26 protein-coding genes are annotated in these 19,812 nt (G+C 43.3%); 14 read left to right on the forward strand and 12 right to left on the reverse strand.

What is annotated here, in order from left to right:
• Position 1 precedes the first annotated feature (1 nt).
• From rpsI to zapE, 3 genes are all read right to left on the reverse strand, one after another.
• The gene (rpsI, locus tag ACRC53_RS02315) at positions 2-394 is read right to left on the reverse strand and encodes a 30S ribosomal protein S9 (RefSeq protein ID WP_438641955.1); all 393 of its coding nucleotides are present in this window, start codon (positions 392-394) and stop codon (positions 2-4) included.
• Between the two features lie 15 nt (positions 395-409).
• The gene (rplM, locus tag ACRC53_RS02320) at positions 410-838 is read right to left on the reverse strand and encodes a 50S ribosomal protein L13 (protein ID WP_438641956.1); all 429 of its coding nucleotides are present in this window, start codon (positions 836-838) and stop codon (positions 410-412) included.
• A gap of 206 nt (positions 839-1,044) precedes the next feature.
• The gene (gene zapE / locus ACRC53_RS02325; protein WP_438641957.1) at positions 1,045-2,238 is read right to left on the reverse strand and encodes a cell division protein ZapE; all 1,194 of its coding nucleotides are present in this window, start codon (positions 2,236-2,238) and stop codon (positions 1,045-1,047) included.
• Positions 2,239-2,413: 175 nt separating this feature from the next.
• Between zapE and zapG the strand changes: the two genes are divergently transcribed.
• The 3 genes from zapG (at position 2,414) to degS (ending at position 5,516) form a co-directional block, all read left to right on the forward strand.
• Positions 2,414-2,803 (forward strand): Z-ring associated protein ZapG, encoded by a 390-nt coding sequence (zapG, locus tag ACRC53_RS02330; RefSeq protein WP_438641958.1) that lies wholly within the window; start codon positions 2,414-2,416, stop codon positions 2,801-2,803.
• A 137-nt stretch (positions 2,804-2,940) separates the two neighbouring features.
• The gene (locus ACRC53_RS02335; protein WP_438641959.1) at positions 2,941-4,305 is read left to right on the forward strand and encodes a Do family serine endopeptidase; all 1,365 of its coding nucleotides are present in this window, start codon (positions 2,941-2,943) and stop codon (positions 4,303-4,305) included.
• Positions 4,306-4,448: 143 nt separating this feature from the next.
• Positions 4,449-5,516 carry an outer membrane-stress sensor serine endopeptidase DegS gene (degS, locus tag ACRC53_RS02340; protein ID WP_438642013.1) on the forward strand — a complete coding sequence of 356 codons (1,068 nt, stop codon included), beginning with the start codon at positions 4,449-4,451 and terminating at the stop codon, positions 5,514-5,516.
• 218 nt (positions 5,517-5,734) lie between these two features.
• Here degS and murA read toward each other — a convergent pair whose 3' ends face one another.
• The 7 genes from murA to mlaF are packed head-to-tail and all read right to left on the reverse strand — an operon-like array spanning position 5,735 to position 10,396.
• The gene (gene murA / locus ACRC53_RS02345; protein ID WP_438641960.1) at positions 5,735-6,997 is read right to left on the reverse strand and encodes a UDP-N-acetylglucosamine 1-carboxyvinyltransferase; all 1,263 of its coding nucleotides are present in this window, start codon (positions 6,995-6,997) and stop codon (positions 5,735-5,737) included.
• A gap of 19 nt (positions 6,998-7,016) precedes the next feature.
• Complete coding sequence (ibaG, locus tag ACRC53_RS02350; protein WP_438641961.1) at positions 7,017-7,274, reverse strand: BolA family iron metabolism protein IbaG; 258 nt, start codon at positions 7,272-7,274, stop codon at positions 7,017-7,019.
• A gap of 30 nt (positions 7,275-7,304) precedes the next feature.
• The gene (locus ACRC53_RS02355) at positions 7,305-7,646 is read right to left on the reverse strand and encodes an STAS domain-containing protein (RefSeq protein ID WP_438641962.1); all 342 of its coding nucleotides are present in this window, start codon (positions 7,644-7,646) and stop codon (positions 7,305-7,307) included.
• On the reverse strand, positions 7,646-8,272 hold the full coding sequence (mlaC, locus tag ACRC53_RS02360) for a phospholipid-binding protein MlaC (protein WP_438641963.1): 627 nt from the start codon (positions 8,270-8,272) through the stop codon (positions 7,646-7,648). The genes ACRC53_RS02355 and mlaC overlap by 1 nt, the downstream gene beginning before the upstream one ends.
• A 26-nt stretch (positions 8,273-8,298) precedes the next feature.
• On the reverse strand, positions 8,299-8,811 hold the full coding sequence (gene mlaD / locus ACRC53_RS02365; protein ID WP_438641964.1) for an outer membrane lipid asymmetry maintenance protein MlaD: 513 nt from the start codon (positions 8,809-8,811) through the stop codon (positions 8,299-8,301).
• Positions 8,812-8,816: 5 nt separating this feature from the next.
• Entirely contained in the window at positions 8,817-9,599 is a 783-nt protein-coding gene (gene mlaE, locus ACRC53_RS02370; protein WP_438641965.1) for a lipid asymmetry maintenance ABC transporter permease subunit MlaE, read from the reverse strand.
• Complete coding sequence (mlaF, locus tag ACRC53_RS02375; RefSeq protein WP_438641966.1) at positions 9,599-10,396, reverse strand: phospholipid ABC transporter ATP-binding protein MlaF; 798 nt, start codon at positions 10,394-10,396, stop codon at positions 9,599-9,601. The genes mlaE and mlaF overlap by 1 nt, the downstream gene beginning before the upstream one ends.
• A gap of 302 nt (positions 10,397-10,698) precedes the next feature.
• Here mlaF and ACRC53_RS02380 point away from each other — a divergent pair, with 302 nt between their 5' ends.
• The 11 genes from ACRC53_RS02380 to npr all read left to right on the forward strand — a co-directional run bounded on the left by ACRC53_RS02380 (position 10,699) and on the right by npr (position 18,602).
• Positions 10,699-11,655 carry a calcium/sodium antiporter gene (locus tag ACRC53_RS02380; RefSeq protein WP_438641967.1) on the forward strand — a complete coding sequence of 319 codons (957 nt, stop codon included), beginning with the start codon at positions 10,699-10,701 and terminating at the stop codon, positions 11,653-11,655.
• A gap of 71 nt (positions 11,656-11,726) precedes the next feature.
• The gene (kdsD, locus tag ACRC53_RS02385) at positions 11,727-12,701 is read left to right on the forward strand and encodes an arabinose-5-phosphate isomerase KdsD (RefSeq protein ID WP_438641968.1); all 975 of its coding nucleotides are present in this window, start codon (positions 11,727-11,729) and stop codon (positions 12,699-12,701) included.
• Entirely contained in the window at positions 12,701-13,252 is a 552-nt protein-coding gene (gene kdsC / locus ACRC53_RS02390; protein ID WP_438641969.1) for a 3-deoxy-manno-octulosonate-8-phosphatase KdsC, read from the forward strand. The genes kdsD and kdsC overlap by 1 nt, the downstream gene beginning before the upstream one ends.
• Positions 13,249-13,809, forward strand: a complete 561-nt coding sequence (gene lptC, locus ACRC53_RS02395; protein ID WP_438641970.1) for an LPS export ABC transporter periplasmic protein LptC — start codon at positions 13,249-13,251, stop codon at positions 13,807-13,809. Before kdsC ends, lptC begins: the two co-directional genes overlap by 4 nt.
• Entirely contained in the window at positions 13,790-14,314 is a 525-nt protein-coding gene (gene lptA / locus ACRC53_RS02400; RefSeq protein WP_438641971.1) for a lipopolysaccharide ABC transporter substrate-binding protein LptA, read from the forward strand. Before lptC ends, lptA begins: the two co-directional genes overlap by 20 nt.
• The gene (gene lptB, locus ACRC53_RS02405; protein ID WP_438641972.1) at positions 14,315-15,040 is read left to right on the forward strand and encodes an LPS export ABC transporter ATP-binding protein; all 726 of its coding nucleotides are present in this window, start codon (positions 14,315-14,317) and stop codon (positions 15,038-15,040) included.
• Between the two features lie 131 nt (positions 15,041-15,171).
• Positions 15,172-16,698 (forward strand): RNA polymerase factor sigma-54, encoded by a 1,527-nt coding sequence (locus tag ACRC53_RS02410; protein WP_438641973.1) that lies wholly within the window; start codon positions 15,172-15,174, stop codon positions 16,696-16,698.
• 25 nt (positions 16,699-16,723) lie between these two features.
• Entirely contained in the window at positions 16,724-17,011 is a 288-nt protein-coding gene (gene hpf, locus ACRC53_RS02415) for a ribosome hibernation promoting factor (protein ID WP_438641974.1), read from the forward strand.
• Positions 17,012-17,013: 2 nt separating this feature from the next.
• Complete coding sequence (gene ptsN / locus ACRC53_RS02420) at positions 17,014-17,466, forward strand: PTS IIA-like nitrogen regulatory protein PtsN (RefSeq protein ID WP_438641975.1); 453 nt, start codon at positions 17,014-17,016, stop codon at positions 17,464-17,466.
• Between the two features lie 13 nt (positions 17,467-17,479).
• Positions 17,480-18,352: an RNase adapter RapZ gene (gene rapZ, locus ACRC53_RS02425; RefSeq protein WP_438641976.1), complete on the forward strand. Its 873-nt coding sequence runs from the start codon at positions 17,480-17,482 to the stop codon at positions 18,350-18,352.
• Positions 18,333-18,602 carry a PTS phosphocarrier protein NPr gene (gene npr / locus ACRC53_RS02430; protein WP_438641977.1) on the forward strand — a complete coding sequence of 90 codons (270 nt, stop codon included), beginning with the start codon at positions 18,333-18,335 and terminating at the stop codon, positions 18,600-18,602. The genes rapZ and npr overlap by 20 nt, the downstream gene beginning before the upstream one ends.
• 200 nt (positions 18,603-18,802) lie before the next feature.
• On the opposite strand, the gene ACRC53_RS02435 is transcribed toward npr, so the two are convergent.
• Entirely contained in the window at positions 18,803-19,333 is a 531-nt protein-coding gene (locus tag ACRC53_RS02435; RefSeq protein ID WP_438641978.1) for a cytochrome b/b6 domain-containing protein, read from the reverse strand.
• 3 nt (positions 19,334-19,336) lie between these two features.
• Complete coding sequence (locus ACRC53_RS02440) at positions 19,337-19,759, reverse strand: cytochrome b562 (protein ID WP_438641979.1); 423 nt, start codon at positions 19,757-19,759, stop codon at positions 19,337-19,339.
• Between the last annotated feature and the right edge of the window lie 53 nt (positions 19,760-19,812).

Here is a 19,812-nt window from a genome sequence, read left to right on the forward strand (position 1 = left end):
ATTAACGCTTGGAGAACTGTGGACGACGACGTGCTTTACGCAGACCGACTTTCTTACGTTCCACGCAACGAGCGTCACGAGTTACGAAGCCAGCAGCGCGCAGAGCTGGACGAAGGGTCTCGTCGTACTGCATCAGTGCACGGGTAATACCGTGACGGATTGCGCCCGCTTGACCAGAAATACCACCACCAACAACGGTGATGTACAGGTCTAGCTTCTCGCTCATCTCAACCAGTTCCAGCGGCTGACGAACTACCATACGGGCAGTTGGACGGCCGAAGTACTGATCCAGACTACGCTGGTTGATTACGATGTTACCGCTACCCGGCTTGATAAAGACGCGCGCGGAAGAGCTTTTGCGACGGCCAGTGCCGTAGTATTGATTCTCTGCCATTGCCTTGATCCCGTATTAGATGTCCAGAACTTGTGGTTGCTGTGCTGCATGATCGTGCGTAGCACCCGCATACACTTTCAGCTTACGGAACATGGCACGGCCCAGAGGACCTTTTGGCAGCATGCCCTTAACAGCGATTTCGATCACGCGCTCTGGATGCTTGGCGATCATTTCTTCGAAAGTGGCAGATTTCATACCACCGATATAGCCGCTGTGACGGTAATAAACCTTGTCAGAACGCTTGTTACCTGTTACAGCAACTTTATCTGCGTTCAAAACGATGATGTAATCACCGGTATCAACGTGCGGAGTGTATTCCGCCTTGTGCTTGCCGCGCAGACGACGAGCCAGCTCGGTCGCCAGACGACCCAGAGTCTTGCCGTTTGCGTCTACTACATACCAGTCACGCTTAACGGTTTCTGGTTTAGCTACAAAAGTTTTCATGAAATAGCTTACCCAATAAAAAAGTTACACCCGGTGAATTAACGTCGGGAATGATGAAAATTCACACTCACATGCCAAGCACAACAACCCCTTCGAGTTGAGTTTGCTAGCACCGTATTGGCGGGGACTACCAATGTAACGTGGGGTCGCAAGATTATAGTGAAGACCGTCGATAAAATCGACTGTTTTTTGCATCACATCTGCAATTACGACCAATGAGGCTGCGCAAGATAATCTATGCTCTGCATCTCTTGCAAGCGAGAAAAACATCTTTGGTACTCAAAACGCAATAAATTTCCCTGATAAAGCTGTTCTGGCAAGGTTTCAGCTGAAATAATTAATTTTACCTTACGTTCATAAAACTCATCGATTAAGGCAATAAAGCGCCGGGCAGTATCACTGTTTTCCTCTGACATACAACGCACATGCATTAACAATACGGTATGGTAACGCTGTGAGAGTGCAATAAAGTCAGCCGCGTTACGCGGTTGCTCACACAGTGCGTTAAAATCAACCATGAGCACACCCGCAGACTCAGCTTTAACCTGAATTAACCGCTGGTTAATCAGAATGGAATGATTACATTGAGGATGTTCAGTACTTAAACGGGAAAAGTAATGTTGCATGTTGCGCTCGGCCTGTGCATCCAGTGGACAATGATAAATTTCAGCCTGTTGCAGTGTACGCAAACGGTAATCAATTCCACTATCAACAGACAATATTTGACAATGTTGTTTGATAAGTGAAATAGCAGGTAAAAATCGGCTGCGTTGTAATCCATTACGATAAAGCTCGTCTGGCTGCACATTTGAGGTTGCCACTAATACCACTCCCTGCGCAAATAGTGCCTTAAATAAGCCTCCTAACAACATCGCATCGGTAATATCAGAAACGAAAAACTCATCGAAACAGATAACGGCATACTGCTCACTCAGTTGCTGCGCAATATGAATAAGCGGATCGGAGCGCCCTTTTTGCTCATTTAATGCACTGTGTACATAGTGCATAAAACGATGAAAGTGCATACGCAGTTTACGATTGCCTGGTAATGCATCGTAGAACAGATCCATTAGCCATGTTTTCCCTCGCCCTACACCACCCCACAGGTATACTCCCTGTATCGGCGTAGAAGGGGCATTGGAGGTAACAAAACGCGAACGAACAACTTTAAGTAGAGGGAGCCACGATTTTATTCCCCTCTTTTTTTCCATGGCCTTGTTTAAATCTTTATCACTTAAAGAAAACAGGGTATTCAACGGCACTGAGGTAGTGGTATGTTGAACTAATTGGAAAAAAAGACGATCTAATTCCTGTACTGCCCGCTGCTGAGTGAGATCAAAACTCAGTTGTGGTTCAAGTAACAATTGTTGATAACGTTGGCTAGGTGGAATCACATCCATTGTTCGACCACTTCCTGTATAAATATTCGGTATAGTCTTTACGTGTTTTTTATCACATTAAAAGATGACGCTTATAGTATCACGTCGCCTGTAAGAGCAGGTATAGTGACAACAGTAAAGACAGTGGCATGATAGCCACCTTGCTGATTAAGCTTGATTTTCCTTAGGAGTAATTATGACTTGGATTAGTGCGCTTACTTTTATTGTTGGTTTGGCGCTAGGTATGATTTTGGCTCGTTTAATGCGTAAAGATTTACGCAAGCAGAAAAAAATACAGACTGAACTTGAAAAAAATAAGTATGAGTTAGAGCAGTATCGTCAAGAGTTGACTGACCATTTTGCACACAGTGCAGAACTGTTAGACAATATGGCTAATGATTACCGTAAGCTCTATCAACATATGGCAAAAACGTCAAATCAGCTGCTGCCTGAGTTACCAAAGCAAGATAACCCTTTTCGTTATCGCTTAACAGAAGCTGATAATGACCAAGCACCTATTAGTATGCCACGCGATTATCCTGATCAACACACGGGTATTTTTAATCCGAAAAAACCTCAAGATTAAAAAAACAGCGGTTTAATTGGTCATTTAGTGAACTAAATGGGGCATTTATAGTCTTAGAGGATAAGTTGTTCTTTTTGAACGGCAATATTCTTTTATCCTTACTAAATTATATTTTTTCGATTGTTGGGTGTGTTGCTATGAAAAAACCTATGCTATTGCTGAGTGCTTTAACGTTAAGTTTAGGCTTATCTTTGAGCCCAGTTTCGGCGTTTGCAGCGCTTCCTGCGGCAGTCAATGGGCAGACGGTGCCAAGTCTTGCGCCTATGCTAGAGAAAGTACTTCCTGCTGTAGTGGGCATTTCCGTAGAGGGGACTCAGGTTCAACGTCAACGCTTACCTGAAGAGTTCAAATTTTTCTTTGGCCCTGATTTTCCTACTGAACAATCAAATGCACGCCCATTTCGTGGATTAGGTTCAGGTGTAATTATTGATGCAGCTAAAGGTTATGTGATTACCAATAATCATGTGATTAATGGTGCAGATAAGATTAATGTACAACTCAAAGATGGTCGTGAGTTTAAAGCTAAGTTGCTTGGTACAGATAAACAATCTGATATTGCCCTGTTGCAGTTAGAAAATCCTAAAGATTTAACGGCAATTAAGATTGCTAATTCAGATGGTTTACGCGTAGGTGATTTTGCTGTAGCGGTGGGTAATCCGTTTGGTTTAGGTCAAACTGTTACGTCTGGAATTATCTCTGCACTGGGCCGCACGGGATTAAACTTAGAGAACTTTGAAAACTTTATTCAGACTGATGCAGCAATAAACCAAGGCAACTCAGGCGGCGCGCTGCTGAACTTAAACGGTGAGTTAATTGGTATTAATACCGCAATTTTAGCGCCTAATGGCGGTAACGTAGGTATCGGTTTTGCTATTCCAAGTACAATGGCAAAAAATTTAGTTGATCAAATTATTCAGTTTGGTGGTGTACGTCGCGGTATTTTGGGCATTAAAGCGGGTGAAATGAACCCTGATCTGGCCAAAGCATTTAATTTAGATGCTCAAAAAGGGGCATTTGTCAGCGAGGTTGTACCAAACTCAGCAGCCGCAAAAGCCGGTATTAAAGCGGGTGATGTGATTGTGATGATGGATGGCCAACCTGTTGTAAGCTTTGCTGAAATGCGTGCCAAAATTGCCACTATGGGTGCGGGTAAAACGGTAAAACTCGGCCTATTACGTGATGGCAAACCTCTTGATGCAAATGTGACACTTGCACAAAGTGATGATGTACAAACAAGCGCATCAAACTTATATCCTGGTTTAGAAGGCGCTGAGTTGCTCAATTACAGTAAAGGTGAGCAGCATGGTGTGCAGGTCACTAAAGTGGATAAAGGTTCATCAGCTGCGCGAGTTGGTCTACAAAATGGCGATGTGATTGTTGGCATTAATCGTCAGCCTATAGCGAATTTAGGCGAACTACGTAAAGTATTAGATAGCAAACCTCCAGTGATTGCGATGAATATTCTGCGTGGTGATGCTTCGCTCTATATATTACTACGCTAATATATCGTTTCATCTCAAGGATTATTGCCGTAGTGTGTGCTGTCAACGCAATTTAATGTACAGCGATATATAACGGAGTCAGGATGCTGTTTTTGTATCCTGACTTCTTCTTTTTTGCTTTCCAATATCAACTGACTGCCATTATGCTTGCAAAGCTGTTTAAAGCAATTGTATTAGGAATACTGGCTGCCTTGCTGGTGCTCTGGCTTTATCCTGAAATACGTAAAAGCTCTATCGGGCTACCTGCTCCCCATTTATCTATTGGCACTGAACAACCGGTGAGTTTTAATTCAGCGGTACGACGTGCTGCACCTGCGGTCGTTAATGTTTATAACCGCAGTATGGGGAACAACAGTGAAGATCAAACGCTGGGGATCCGTAATTTAGGATCTGGGGTAATTATGGACCCGCGTGGCTACATTCTCACCAATCAGCATGTAATTGCCAGTGCAGATCAAATCATTGTGGCGTTGCAAGATGGTAGGGTTTTTGAGGCAATGCTTGTTGGCTCTGATACAATGACTGATTTAGCAGTGCTAAAAATTGACTCTACAAATTTGCCAAAAATCCCGCAAAACTCAGAACGCCCTGCCCGTGTTGGTGATATCGTGTTGGCTATTGGTAACCCCTATAATTTAGGTCAAACCATTACACAAGGAATTATCAGTGCGACTGGACGTATCGGTTTGAGTACGTTTGGACGGCAAAACTTCCTGCAAACAGATGCATCAATCAACCGCGGTAACTCTGGCGGTGCATTGGTAAACAGTTTGGGTGAGTTAGTTGGGATTAACACGCTGAGTTTAGATAAGAGTAACTCTGGTGAGGCTGCAGAAGGGATTGGTTTTGCAATTCCAGTTGCGTTAGCCAGTAAAATAATGAGTAAACTGATCCGCGATGGTCGGGTGATCCGTGGTTATATTGGCGTTCAAGGTCGCGAAGTTGTGCCTGCAAGAAGCCCACATTTTAATCTTGAGCGTGTACAAGGCATTATTATTGGAGCAATTGAACCTTCAAGCCCTGCGGCTATCGCAGGATTGCATGTTCGCGATATTGTGACATCTATTGATGGTAAAGTTCCGGTCAGTGCTGTTGGTGTCATGGATCAAGTTGCAGAAATTCGTCCAGGCTCAACCATTCAAGTAACGCTAATCCGCGATGGTAAAGAGATGACTATTCCGGTTACAGTCAGTGAATATCCTATTCATTAAGCGAAGATGACACATGAGGCTCTTGCGCTTTTATTGCTCATGACAGAGTATGCGTATCTATACGTTGTATGTTTTTAGATAAGCGATACAACAGTAACGCTGCAAGAGTATAATGCAATAAAAGTATCAATCGCCAATCATCATTGGTGCAATGAAAAAGCCTGTCAGATAACACCTAACAGGCCTTTTTCATGCACTAAAATACAAAAACATGCAGGTTATACTTCAGCTTTTACCCGTTCAATTTTTGCACCTAAACCTCGCAATTTATCTTCGATACGCTCATAACCCCGATCGATATGATAAATACGGTCAACTTCAGTGACACCGTTGGCAATACAGCCAGCAAGGACTAAACTCGCTGATGCACGCAAATCAGTGGCCATCACTTGAGCATGGCTAAGTGTTGCAACACCTTTACTGATCACTGTATTACCTTCAATTTCCGCATTTGCTCCCATACGCATCAGTTCAGGGACATGCATAAAGCGGTTTTCGAAGATGGTTTCGGTAATCACGCCAGTGCCTTCTGCAACCATATTTAACAAGGTAAATTGTGCTTGCATATCTGTTGGAAAACCTGGGTGTGGTGCAGTACGGATATTCACCGCTTTTAAGCGATTACCTTCGGTATCAATACTGATCCAATCATCTCCAGTTTCAATTTTTGCGCCTGCTTCACGCAGTTTTGCCAATACAGCATCGAGCGTTTCTGGTTTAGCATTGCGACATACAACACGGCCACCTGAGATTGCTGCGGCGATAAGGAACGTTCCCGTTTCAATACGATCAGGGACAACCCGATGTACACCGCCACCTAAACGCTCAACGCCTTCGATGGTAATACGATCACTACCTGCACCGGAAATTTTAGCGCCAAGGGTATTAAGGAAGTCTGCGGTATCAACAATTTCTGGCTCACGCGCAGCGTTTTCAATCACTGTTGTACCAGTAGCAAGCGTTGCAGCACTCATGATAGTGACGGTTGCACCTACACTGACTTTATCCATTACAATATGTGCACCGGTCAAACGACCGTTTACCGAGGCTTTAACATACCCCTCTTCGAGTTGGATATCAGCACCGAGCTGGCGTAACCCGCTAATGTGCAGATCAACAGGACGTGCCCCAATAGCACAACCACCCGGTAGTGAAACTTGCCCGCGACCGAAACGTGCCACCAGTGGGCCTAAAGCCCAAATAGAGGCTCGCATGGTTTTAACAAGATCATAGGGTGCACAAAATTCATTAACGTTACGTGCATCAACGTATACTGAACCATCACGCTCTACTTTAGCACCTAACTGGCGCAACAGTTTCATGGTCGTGTCAATATCCCGCAAATGTGGGACATTTTGAATTTCTACCGGCTCTTCAGCCAATAGTGCAGCAAATAAAATAGGCAGTGCAGCGTTTTTTGCTCCGGAGATGTTCACCTCTCCGTGTAGGCGGCTAGGCCCTGTTACTTGAAATTTATCCATGGATCCTGCTCTCGATTAACTAGCTTGGCAGCAGAAACTTACGTTCACGTTGCCATTCATCTGGGGTCAATGCTTTTATAGACAACGCATGAATGCGGTTATCTGCAATATATTCCATCAAAGGTGCATAAACAGTTTGTTGTTTTTTCACTCGGCTCATTGCTGTGAACTGTTCGCTGACAGCAATAACCTGAAAATGGCTTCCATCACCGGTCACGTAGGCATCATCGAGAGATAACGCATTGACCAAGATGCTTTTAATTTCATTGTTATCCATATTTTACTCTCGATTACTTTATGGTTGGCGCTATACAAGGTGTGTTGTCTGTTTAGGCTCAGGCGTGTTGATATATGGTGACATAATCTTAGTCAGATTCGATAAATCGATCAGCGTAACTAGCGCACTAGGTATATTAACCAGTGTGCAAATACTGCCCTTTTCACTGGCTTCTACTAGCAATGTCATCAAAAATGCCAACCCCGCTGAGTCAATCCGTGTTAACTGACGTAAATCAATCTCACATGCTTGTTCTGCGGGAATGAGGCTATCACGTTTGGCCCAAAAATCGAGAAGGGAATCACGGTCAAGTTCTCCTATCAGGTGAACTTGACCTGACTGCACCTGTAACCATTGTACACGTGCTGCCATTAGCTTTTCTGCTTTAATGTAATAGGAACAGCCGCAGACTCTTTGAGTACGTTGGTTAATGCATCAACACCGCCAGAGCGTAACACACCTGCCCACTCATTTTGCTTAGTAGAGATCATACTGATCCCCTCAGCAACCATGTCATAAGCTTGCCATTCACCTGTTTTACTGTTTTTACGCCATTTAAAATCCAAACGCGTTGGTGTTTTACCCGGTTCAAGTACATCAACACGAATAGAGACAATATTACTATCACCAAGCGGTTTTTCTTTTTCAATTTTTAGATTTTGGCCTGAATACAGGGTTAACGCTTGTGCATAAGCTTGTACAAGGTATTGATCAAAAGCAGCAAAATATTCTGTACGTTGAGCTTCTGTCGCTTCTTTGAAATAGCGGCCAAGTACCAGTGAACCGGCATAACGAACATGTACATACGGCATTAGCTCTTTACGTACAATATCCTTAAGCATATTAGGGTTTTGTTTGATCTGTGGTTGTTTGTTTTTCAAATCAGTAAACAGTTGATCAGCCACTTGATTCATCAATACATACGGGTTACTGGTATCAGCCGCATGTGCCAAAGGGGCGATAACCAACAGAGCCAACATCACAAAACGTTTCCACATCTTCGGTTTCTCCTAAACGTTATTCTTTACTGTGCGCCAGTTGTAGTTTCTGACGTATGGGTTGTGTTGTTACTGCCACCGGTGTTGTACAAGAACTGACCTATCAGATCTTCAAGCACCATAGCTGACTTAGTATCTTCTATTTTATCGCCGTCTTTTAAAATAGCGGTATCCGTATCGATAAAACCTGGTGTCAGTGATAAATACTGCTCACCTAATAGCCCAGAAGTGCGAATCGACAGTGAGCTGGTTTCTGGAATGTCGTTATATTTGGCTAAAATACTCAATTCAACTTGGGGTAAATATGTTTTGGTATTGAGCGAAATTGCCGTAACTCGCCCAATAACTACCCCTCCAATTTTGACCGGTGAGCGTGGCTTTAAACTACCAATATTGTCAAACGTGGCCGTTAAGCGATATGTAGGTTCACTGCCTAAGGCTTTAATATCAGCAACTTTAAGCCCTAAAAAAAGCAGTGCCGCTAAACCAACTACCATGAAAATGCCAACACTTATCTCTAATCGTCTATTTTGCTGCATGCTGATCAATTCCCAAACATCAGTGCGGTAAGCACAAAATCTAATGCTAATACGGCTAACGATGAGTGCACGACTGTGCGAGTCGTAGCCTGACTAATTCCTGCCGACGTAGGGACGGCATCGTATCCGTTAAATAGAGCTATCCACATGACAGTAATGGCAAATACCACACTTTTTAAAAATCCGTTAAGCAAATCATATGACCAACTGACTGAGGATTGCATTACTGACCAAAAACTACCGTGGTCAATGCCTTTCCAATCAACGCCTACCACAGAACCGCCCCATACTCCTACAGCCACAAAAATAGTTGAGAGGATAGGCATGCTGATAACGCCAGCCCAAAAACGCGGAGCAATCACACGACGTAACGGGTCTACTGCCATCATTTCAAGACTAGAGAGCTGTTCGGTCGCTTTCATTAAGCCTATCTCTGCAGTCATGGCAGAGCCCGCGCGCCCAGCAAACAGTAAAGCGGTCACAACAGGGCCAAGCTCACGAAACAGTGACAGGGCAACCATCTGACCAAGACTTGTTTCTGCACCAAAATCAACCAGAATAATGTAGCCTTGTAAGGCCAACACCATACCAATAAAAAGCCCAGATACTAAGATAATCAGTAATGACTGTACGCCAATGCTATATAGCTGGCGCAATAATAATGGGAACTGTTTACGCGGTTGTGGCCGACCAATCAGTGCACCTGCCAACATAATCCCTGCTCGCCCAAACGTTGCGCAGGTTTGTAGCCCATTACGACCAAATGACGCTAACATATCAAGTAACATCAGCCAAATAACTCCGTACGATAGTCTTGAGCGGGAAAACTAAAGGGAACTGGACCATCTGCTTTTCCATCGAGAAATTGGCGAACCTGAGGATCGGTATGCGCACGCAATGCCTGTGGTGAACCATGCGCAATGACATGTTGTTCTGCAATAATATAGGCGTAATCTGCAATGCTCAAAACTTCAGGAACATCATGCGATACCACAATGCAGCTCAACCCCAAGGATTGATTGAGCTGACGAATCAGCGTGACTAAGATCCCCATATTAATAGGATCTTGCCCTGCAAAAGGCTCATCAAACATAATGAGTTCAGGATCGAGGGCAATCGCGCGGGCAAGTGCTGCACGGCGGGCCATTCCTCCGGAAAGCTCTGCTGGCATCAGATGTGCGGCACCACGCAGCCCTACAGATTCCAGTTTCATTAATACGATTTTCCGTAATAATGGCTCAGGCAGTTGACTGTGCTCACGTAGCGCAAAGGCTACATTTTCAAAAACATTGAGGTCAGTAAACAGCGCCCCAGACTGGAATAACATACTCATTTTTTTGCGCACGTGATACAACTGACGGCGTGATAATGTAGGGATATTATCGCCATCAAACCAGATTTCGCCGGAAGTCGGTTGTAATTGCCCACCAATTAAACGCAATAATGTTGTTTTGCCGATCCCTGATGGCCCCATTATGGCCGTAATTTTACCACGGGGAACACTGAGGTTAATATCCTCAAAAATCGGCCGATCGCCACGGGAGAAACGCATATTGCGGACTTCTACCAAGTGAGTCTGAGTCATGACGTTCTCTTCAAATAACTAAGATAATTAGGCCGCGGGCATGATAGGCATTCCGCACCAATATCTCAACATACCAATGATGCAGGTTACTGTTTTACTTTTCTGCATTCGGCAGTCAAAATTACCCCTAATATCGTATGCAAATACGATATTGATTTACTGCATATCCTCGTCATGTCTATTACAGACAGTTATTACATGTTGTAATTAAATAAAATGACACTATCAATGTCGTAGCCATAAATTGTACTGCAACATTGTAGATATATTAAACCACAAATTATCACAACAGGATTGACTTAATGTGGCTTGCCGTTTCTTTATTAATGTTAGGTTTAGTTTTATTAGTATGGAGTGCTGATCGTCTTGTTTATGGTGCAGCGGCATTAGCAAAAAGTTTTCATGTTCCACCGCTGATTATTGGTATGACTATTGTCGGTATGGGGACATCTGCTCCTGAAATGGTCGTTTCTGCTACTGCAGCATTCAGTGGGCACAGCAATACAGCAGTCGGAAATGCGATAGGTTCGAATATTGCTAATATCCTATTAATCTTAGGTGTTGTGGCACTCATTTGCCCACTTAAAGTAAACTCTACCATTGTTAAACGTGAATTACCCATTATGCTGGGTGTTTCTGTACTAGCCGGTATTTTGTTGTATAACAACTATTTAGGAAGAGTTGAGTCTTTTATCCTGTTAGCCGTCTTTGTCTTGTTTATGATGTATATGACACACCTTGCCCGCTCTGCGGCACGCACCGGCAGTACTGAGCCCGATGATGATATTCCTGAAGGAGTGAGCCGAAGCAGAGCCAGTTTTTGGCTGATTATTGGCCTGATTGTTTTGCCACTCTCTTCAAAATTGATGGTGGATAACGCCACGATAATTGCACAAGCCCTTGGTATGAGTGAGCTTATTATTGGCCTAACCGTTATCGCAATTGGCACCAGCTTACCGGAGTTAGCAACCTCAGTTACCGGCGCACTCAAGGGTGAAGATGATATGGCCCTTGGTAATATTATTGGTTCAAATATTTTTAATATTTTGACTGTATTAGGTATTCCCGCATTAATTTCCCCTTTTGCAACTGACCCCGCAGCATTTAGTCGCGATTTTATGGTTATGATGGGGGCGAGCTTGTTTTTGGCTGTGTTATGCCTTCGCCGCAGCCAACGCATTGGCCGTGTTGCTGGGCTCATACTATTAGGCGGGTTTATTGCGTACCTAGCAATGTTACTGCAACAGATGCAAGCGTAAGAAAACCACACACTTTAACATGATGTTGCTGCATACCTTTTTTACGAAAACTCTTTTAATTTGCGAGAGCCATGATGCCAAATGCTTTTGATTTCCAGTATTGGGGACGCCATGTTCTGACAATTGAGCGCGACAGTATTGATCAACTCGATCAGTATATTGATGCACATTTTGCGCACGCCTGTAAATTAATTTACGAATGTAGCGGTAAAGTGATTGTCATGGGGATGGGAAAATCAGGCCATATTGGGCGTAAAATTGCGGCAACTTTTGCCAGTACAGGCACTCCAGCATTTTTTGTTCACCCAGGGGAAGCAAGCCACGGTGACTTAGGCATGCTAAGTCGCGATGATGTGGTATTGGCTATCTCAAACTCTGGTGAAGCGCACGAGATCTTAACCTTGATCCCAGTGATTAAGCGTCTTGGTAACCCATTGATCTGTATGACCAGTAAACCTGATAGCACCATGGGGCGGCTATCAGATGCTCACTTGTGTATTCATGTACCGCAAGAAGCCTGCCCACTTGGGCTTGCTCCAACATCAAGCACCACAGCCACTTTAGTTATGGGCGATGCCTTGGCTATCGCGCTGCTTAAAGCCCGTGGCTTTACGGCTGATGACTTTGCACTATCACACCCTGGTGGTGCACTTGGTCGTAAGTTGCTACTAAAAGTAAAAGACATTATGCATACCGGTGATGATCTGCCTTTTATCTCGCCAACAGCCAGTTTACGCGATACCGTATTGGAAATTTCCCGCAAGAAACTGGGAATGGTAGTAATTTGTGATGACATGTTGCATATTCAGGGCATTTTTACTGATGGCGATCTACGCCGAGTATTCGACTTACACCATGATCTGAATAATATTGTTATCGAGAGTGTCATGACACGCGGCGGTCTGCGTATTGATCCTGAATCATTAGCTGTTGAAGCACTTAACATGATGCAAAAACAGTGTGTTTCGTGTCTATTAGTGACACAAAATGACGTGCTTGTGGGCGTTATCCATATGCATGATCTGTTAAAAGCTGGAGTAGTATAATGTTAATTGATACCTGTTACGGTGCCGTAGAACGCTCGGTACTGGAGCGTGCTGCGCAAATTAAGTTACTTATTTGCGATGTTGATGGCGTGCTGTCTGATGGGTTAATTTATATGGGCAATCAGGGCGAAGAGCTAAAAGCATTTCATGTGCGCGATGGTTATGGTATTCGCTGCCTACTGACCTCAGATATTGAAGTGGGTATTATTACGGGTCGCTCATCACAGCTCGTTGCTAACCGTGCAAAAACACTGGGTATTACACATTTATACCAAGGGCAGCTTGATAAAATCATCGCCTTTCGTGAGCTATTAAGCACTCTGAATCTGCGCCCTGAACACGTTGCTTATATTGGCGATGACTTGATTGATTGGCCAGTAATGAAAGAGGTAGGTTTGTCTGTTTGTGTTGCAGATGCTCATCCACTATTACTGCCACGCGCAGACTACACTACCCAATTTAAAGGGGGGCATGGTGCAGTGCGTGAATTGTGCGATCTGATTTTACTGGCACAAGGTAAACTTGATAGTGCACAGGGACACTCAATATGAATGTTCGCCTGAGTCTGTTTCTCGGCGCGATTGTACTAATACTGATGGGGTGGTTAGCAACCACCTCTAAGCAAGGTACCCCAACACTTCCAGGGATGACCAAAGGTGATCCCTCGTTTTGGGGCAATAACATGCTCACCGTGGTGTATGATCCCGAAGGTAAATTGCACTATAAATTAGTATCAACCAAGGTAAAATATTACGCAGAGACCGGAGATACCGATTTTACTCAACCCCTGATGACGCTCTATTCAGAAAAAGGCGTTCCAATCTGGATGGTGCGTGCAGACAGTGCCATCTTAACGAAAGACCGTACCCTTTATTTGAAAAAAAATGTTGAAGTAAACAGCTTAACACCTGACTCACAGCTTGAACGGTTAGAAACTCAACAAGCAACTATTGATCTAAAAACACAAGATATAACCTCAGATGTTGAAGTAAAACTGTACGGTACTAACTTCACCTCGACCGGTCTAAAAATGATCGGTAACTTACGCAATCGAACCGCCGCACTTCAAGAGCAGGTAAAATCGTATTATGAAATTAAAAAACCGTAGTTTACTGGCCGCGTTGACTTTAGTGATATTAAGCCGACCTGCATTTGCCTTAAAAGGCGATACTGATCAACCAATTAACATCAACTCAGCACAGCAATCTCTTGATCTGGCGACCAATACCGTTGTTTTCACCGGTAATGTCGTACTCACACAAGGCACAATAAAAGTCACTGCCAATAAAGTTGTCGTTATCCGACCAAAAGACAAAAAAGGCAAAGAGATTATTGAGGCCTTTGGTAAACCAGCGACCTTCTACCAGATGCAAGATAACGGAAAACCGGTCGACGGCTATGCAGATAAAATGCGTTACGATTTAGCTACTGATTTCGTTGAACTGATCGACAATGCAGAGCTCAAACAGTTAGACAGTAGTGTAAAAGCTGATCGTATTACCTATTTAATGCAAAAACAGCAGATGGAAGCGTTCAGTAATAAAGGTCAGCAGGTTGTTACTGTGTTACAGCCAGCTCAACTTAATAACTCTGACAAGAAAAGTAGCAACTAAATGGCAACGTTAATCGCAGAAAATTTAGCCAAAAGCTATAAAGGCCGCAAAGTGGTGGTTGATGTTAGCCTAACAGTGAAATCGGGTGAGATTGTCGGTTTGCTTGGGCCAAACGGTGCAGGTAAAACAACCACGTTTTATATGGTGGTTGGTTTAGTTGCACGTGATAACGGCAGTATTCGTATTGATGATGAAGATATCAGTTTATTGCCGATGCACGCACGTGCACGCAAAGGCATTGGTTATTTACCGCAAGAAGCCTCTATTTTTCGGCGATTAAGTGTCTATAACAATCTGATGGCAGTACTCGAAACTCGACAAGATTTAGATGATAAAGGCCGTAATGATCGTGCTGAAGAGTTACTTGATGAGTTTCATATCCAGCATATTCGCAATAGCTTAGGGCAAGCACTATCAGGCGGTGAGCGTCGACGCGTTGAAATTGCACGAGCATTAGCTGCAAATCCTAAGTTTATTCTACTTGATGAACCTTTTGCAGGCGTTGACCCGATCTCCGTCATTGATATCAAAAAAATTATTGAACACTTGCGTGACAGTGGTTTAGGTGTACTGATTACTGACCATAACGTACGCGAAACTCTTGATGTTTGTGAACATGCTTATATTGTTAGCCAAGGCCATATGATTGCACATGGAACACCCGCAGAGGTTTTGGAAGACGAACACGTCAAGCGTGTATATCTAGGTGATCAATTCCGTTTATAGCGTATTATCGTCTGTATCACAGTATCTCTATTTGATTATGTGTTGGTTACACATTACATCTCGATTTTATATCAATGTTGCATTATTTATTTTTCCTTCAGTGTGAAGGTGTAACAGGTATTTGAGGTTACATGAAGCCAAGTTTACAACTCAAACTTAGTCAGCAATTAGCGATGACACCTCAGTTACAACAGGCTATTCGCTTGTTGCAGTTGTCAACACTTGAGCTACAGCAAGAGATCCAGCAAGCACTCGACAGTAATCCACTGCTCGAACTTGTTGACGATATTGAAGAGATGCCTCTTGAAATACCAGAGTCAACGAATCTGGGATCAGAGACCAGCTTAACCGATAATCAAGAACACGCATTGCATGATGAATATGCAGAGCATGATGAGTATGCAGAGCATGACTTTGATTCTCGTGATGCACTTGATCAGCAACATATGCCACAAGAGCTCCCCGTAGATGCCTCTTGGGAGGATATTTATAGCACTTATGGTGCATCAACGGCTCTTAGCAACCATACTGTAGATACTGATAGTGAAACACCGCTCTATCAGGGTGAAACGTGTGAATCCTTGCATGATTATCTTCTTTGGCAGGCGCAGTTATCACGTATGAGTGATATTGATTATGCTATTGCCATTGCACTTATTGATGCTATTGATGATGCCGGCTACCTCACTCAATCACTCGAAGAGATCCACGCAAGCCTTGGTGATAACAGTATTGATATTGATGAGATACAAGCCGTTCTTACACGTGTACAACATTTTGATCCACTTGGCATTGCAGCCCGTGATCTACGTGAGTGCTTACTCATACAGTTAAAACAATTGCCAAAAAATACACCTGCGCATAAGCAAGCGCACATGATTATTGATAATCATCTTGAGTTGCTGGCAAACCGTGACTTTCGAGGGTTAACCCGTGAAACACGATTAAAAGATGATGATTTAAAAGCAGCGATGGCATTAATTCAAACGTTCGACCCTCAACCTGGGTTGCGCATTGGTCAACGTGAAACTGAATACATTATTCCTGATGTGGCAGTTAAAAAAATAGCCGGTGTATGGCATGTTAAACTCAACGGTGATGCAACACCGCGTTTATCGATTAATCCGCAGTATGCGGCTATGTCACGCCAAACAAATAACAGTGCTGACTCACAATTTATTCGATCCCACTTGCAAGATGCAAAGTGGTTGATTAAAAGTTTAGAGAGCCGCAATGACACGCTACTCAAAGTGGCATGTTGTATTGTCGAACATCAACAGGATTTTTTTGAGTACGGTGATGAGTACATGAAGCCAATGGTATTGGCTGATGTGGCATTACGTGTAGATATGCACGAGTCAACGATCTCTCGTGTTACGACACAAAAATTTTTACACTGCCCACGGGGTATTTTCGAGCTTAAGTATTTTTTTTCTAGCCACGTCAATACCGATGACGGTGGTGAGTGCTCCTCTACAGCGATTCGTGCTCTTGTAAAGCGGATGGTTGCAGAAGAAAACACCGCAAAACCGTTGAGCGACAGCAAAATAGTCTCAATGCTTGCGGATCAGGGGATCATGGTTGCACGGCGGACAATTGCTAAATACCGTGAATCACTTGCGATACCCCCATCTAATCAGCGTAAACGCTTGGTTTGATACAACAAGATGAGGAAAGACGCTTATGCAAATTAATCTGTCAGGTCATAATGTAGAAATCACAGAAGCGTTACGCGACTATGTCGGGACAAAATTCAGTAAGCTAGAACGCTTTTTTGAGCATATTAATAATGTCTATGTGGTTTTAACGGTTGAGAAAAATGTTCAAATCGCTGAAGCTACGCTGCACGTTAATGCGGGTGAACTTCATGCTTCTGCTGAACACGAAACCCTCTATGCGTCCATTGATCTGCTGATTGATAAGCTCTCTCGTCAGCTCACTAAACATAAAGATAAACTACACAAGCAGTAATTATGCAACTAAGCACTGTGCTTTCACTGGACTGTACGCGAAGTGCAGTCCATTGCTCCAGCAAAAAACGCGCACTAGAAATTATCAGTGAGCTGGCAGCACAACGCGTAAATATTCCGGCTCAAACGCTGTTTGAGGCAATGTTAGCGCGGGAAAAAATGGGCAGTACCGGTATTGGAAATGGGATTGCCATTCCACACGGAAAAACTGACGTTGGTAGCACAACGGTCGCTGTATTTTTGCGCAGTGAGCAACCGATTCCATTTGATGCTATTGATAATCAACCCGTTGACCTATTATTTGCACTGTTAGTGCCCGAAGATCAATGTAAAGAGCATTTAGAAACCTTGTCAGCAGTGGCAAAGCAGTTGTCAGATAAAACTATCTGCCGACGTTTAAGAACAGCTCAAACTGATGAAGAGCTGTATCAGATTTTGATTGCAGAAGCAGAATAAGGGAGTCACGATCATGATGTTAATGATCGTCAGTGGACGTTCAGGCTCAGGAAAATCAGTTGCCTTACGTGCAATTGAAGATATGGGGTTTTACTGTGTCGATAATTTACCGGTAGCTCTGTTACCTGAGTTAGCAAAAACGCTGCTTGATAGACAAACCTCTGCGGCAGTCAGTATTGATGTACGTAACTTGCCTGACTCTCCAGCCGAGCTAGATAAAGCATTAGGCGATCTGCCTGAAGGTTTTATCCCTCAATTGCTATTTTTAGATGCTGACCGTAACGCACTGATTCGACGCTACAGTGATACCCGCCGTTTGCACCCGCTCTCTAGCCAGAGTTTATCCCTTGAAAGTGCCATTGATACTGAAAATGAGCTACTAGAGCCACTACGCTCACGTGCCGATTTGGTGATTGATACCACAGAGATGTCGGTGCATGAGTTAGCCGAAATGCTGCGTTCACGGCTACTCGGTAAGCGTGAGCGGGAATTAACCATGGTATTTGAGTCATTTGGCTTCAAACATGGCATTCCCATTGATGCTGACTATGTTTTTGATGTGCGTTTTTTACCTAACCCGCATTGGGATCCTAAATTACGCCCAATGACCGGTCTAGATAAACCTGTTGCAGCATTTTTAGCTCGACATACTGAAGTACATAACTTTATTTATCAAACACGCAGTTACCTTGAGCAGTGGTTACCCATGCTCGAAACCAATAACCGCAGTTATCTTACGGTTGCAATTGGGTGTACAGGGGGTAAACATCGGTCTGTCTATATTGCTGAGCAACTGGCTGATTACTTTCGTACACGGGGTAAAAATGTGCAATCACGCCATCGAACATTAGAAAAGCGACCTAAAGATGCTCAAAACAACAGTTGAAATTAAAAATCGGCTAGGTCTGCACGCACGCCCAGCAATGAAACTGTTTGAGCTCATGCAGAGCTTTGATGCTGAAATTAGGCTACGCAGTGATGATGGTAAAGAGGCAGAGGGTAGCAGCATTATGGCAATGATTATGCTCGCTTCTGCGCAAGGGCAAACAATTGAAGTGCAAGCTGATGGCCCACAAGCACAAGAAGCTCTCTATGCCGTAATTACATTGATTAATGATGGATTTAATGAAGAGTGATGTGTATACATCACTTTTATTATAAGACTGTCACTCAAAATTAATTTAAATAATTTTATATGCTTTATGCAGCGGAAGTATAAACAGTACCCCATAATAGTTAATTTAGCAGCCTTCACTGTGTGATAATAAATATCATCGTCAATAAAGACAAAAATGATTAAACATCATTTTTTATTCCTATATAAACTTATTATAACTTATTTTTTTGCTCTATCGTTATCTTGACCAAAAACATCAGGTAGCATAGCAGCAATGAGATTCCGTTTACTCCAATATGACATCACCACAATACCAATAATATGCACTATGACAAGTATAGTTAATGCATTGGCTAAACCACTGTGTAATGTGCTAATTGGCCAGTTATCACCTAATTCCGTATCTTGGGCCCAACCAGTTAATACCAGTAATATCAACCCCAACCAAAATGCCCAAACAGCAAGTGCACCCAACGCATTATGCCCTAATTCTGAAGGAAATTGACGTGCTTTTATTTCAACCCAATGATGTTGCAATCTACGCCAACTAGGTAAAAATTGACGTAACCGTGCAGGTAAAGGTGCAAAACTGATCCCCCACAGTAGCCGGACGATCACCAACACCAGAATTAACCAGCCAAAACACTCATGAACAGCACCTCCTGGCTCATTAATAAAGCGGTTGGCCACAAAGCCTACCGCAATCAGCCAATGGGTTGTTCTTACAACACTATCCCAGTGCTTTCGCATAGTTTAGTCTTTTACTTTCAATTCTTTATGATAATGATCACGTGTTAATTTCATCTCATTTAATATCGCTTTAGCGTCTTTTATTTTACCTGCATCAACCAACGTGATGGCATGATCGGTTTGACCAAGCAGCTTATCTAACCCCTCAATATAAGTGTGATGAGCATGGCTATCTGCTGTTATACCTTTTGGTTTGGTGGGCATTTGCTCTTTTGCTTGCAACGCTGCGGCTTTAATTGCTTGTAAATCTTTTTTCAGCATTTCTGGTGTATCAGCTTTTCCTGCTGCACGGTAGTTACGTGCAATGGTTTTCATTGAGGCTTCAACATCAGCATGTGCTGGTAGGCTTACTGCTGAAAGTGACAATGCAGCACCAAGGGTTAATGCCAAGAGCTTACTGACTTTCTGGGTTTTAATTGTACTCATTTGCTACACACTCCTATGCTTCACATAAAAAAACAAATATAAAACATGCTTAG

This window comes from Plesiomonas sp. (assembly GCF_051652165.1).
GTDB lineage: Bacteria > Pseudomonadota > Gammaproteobacteria > Enterobacterales > CAMTGL01 > Plesiomonas.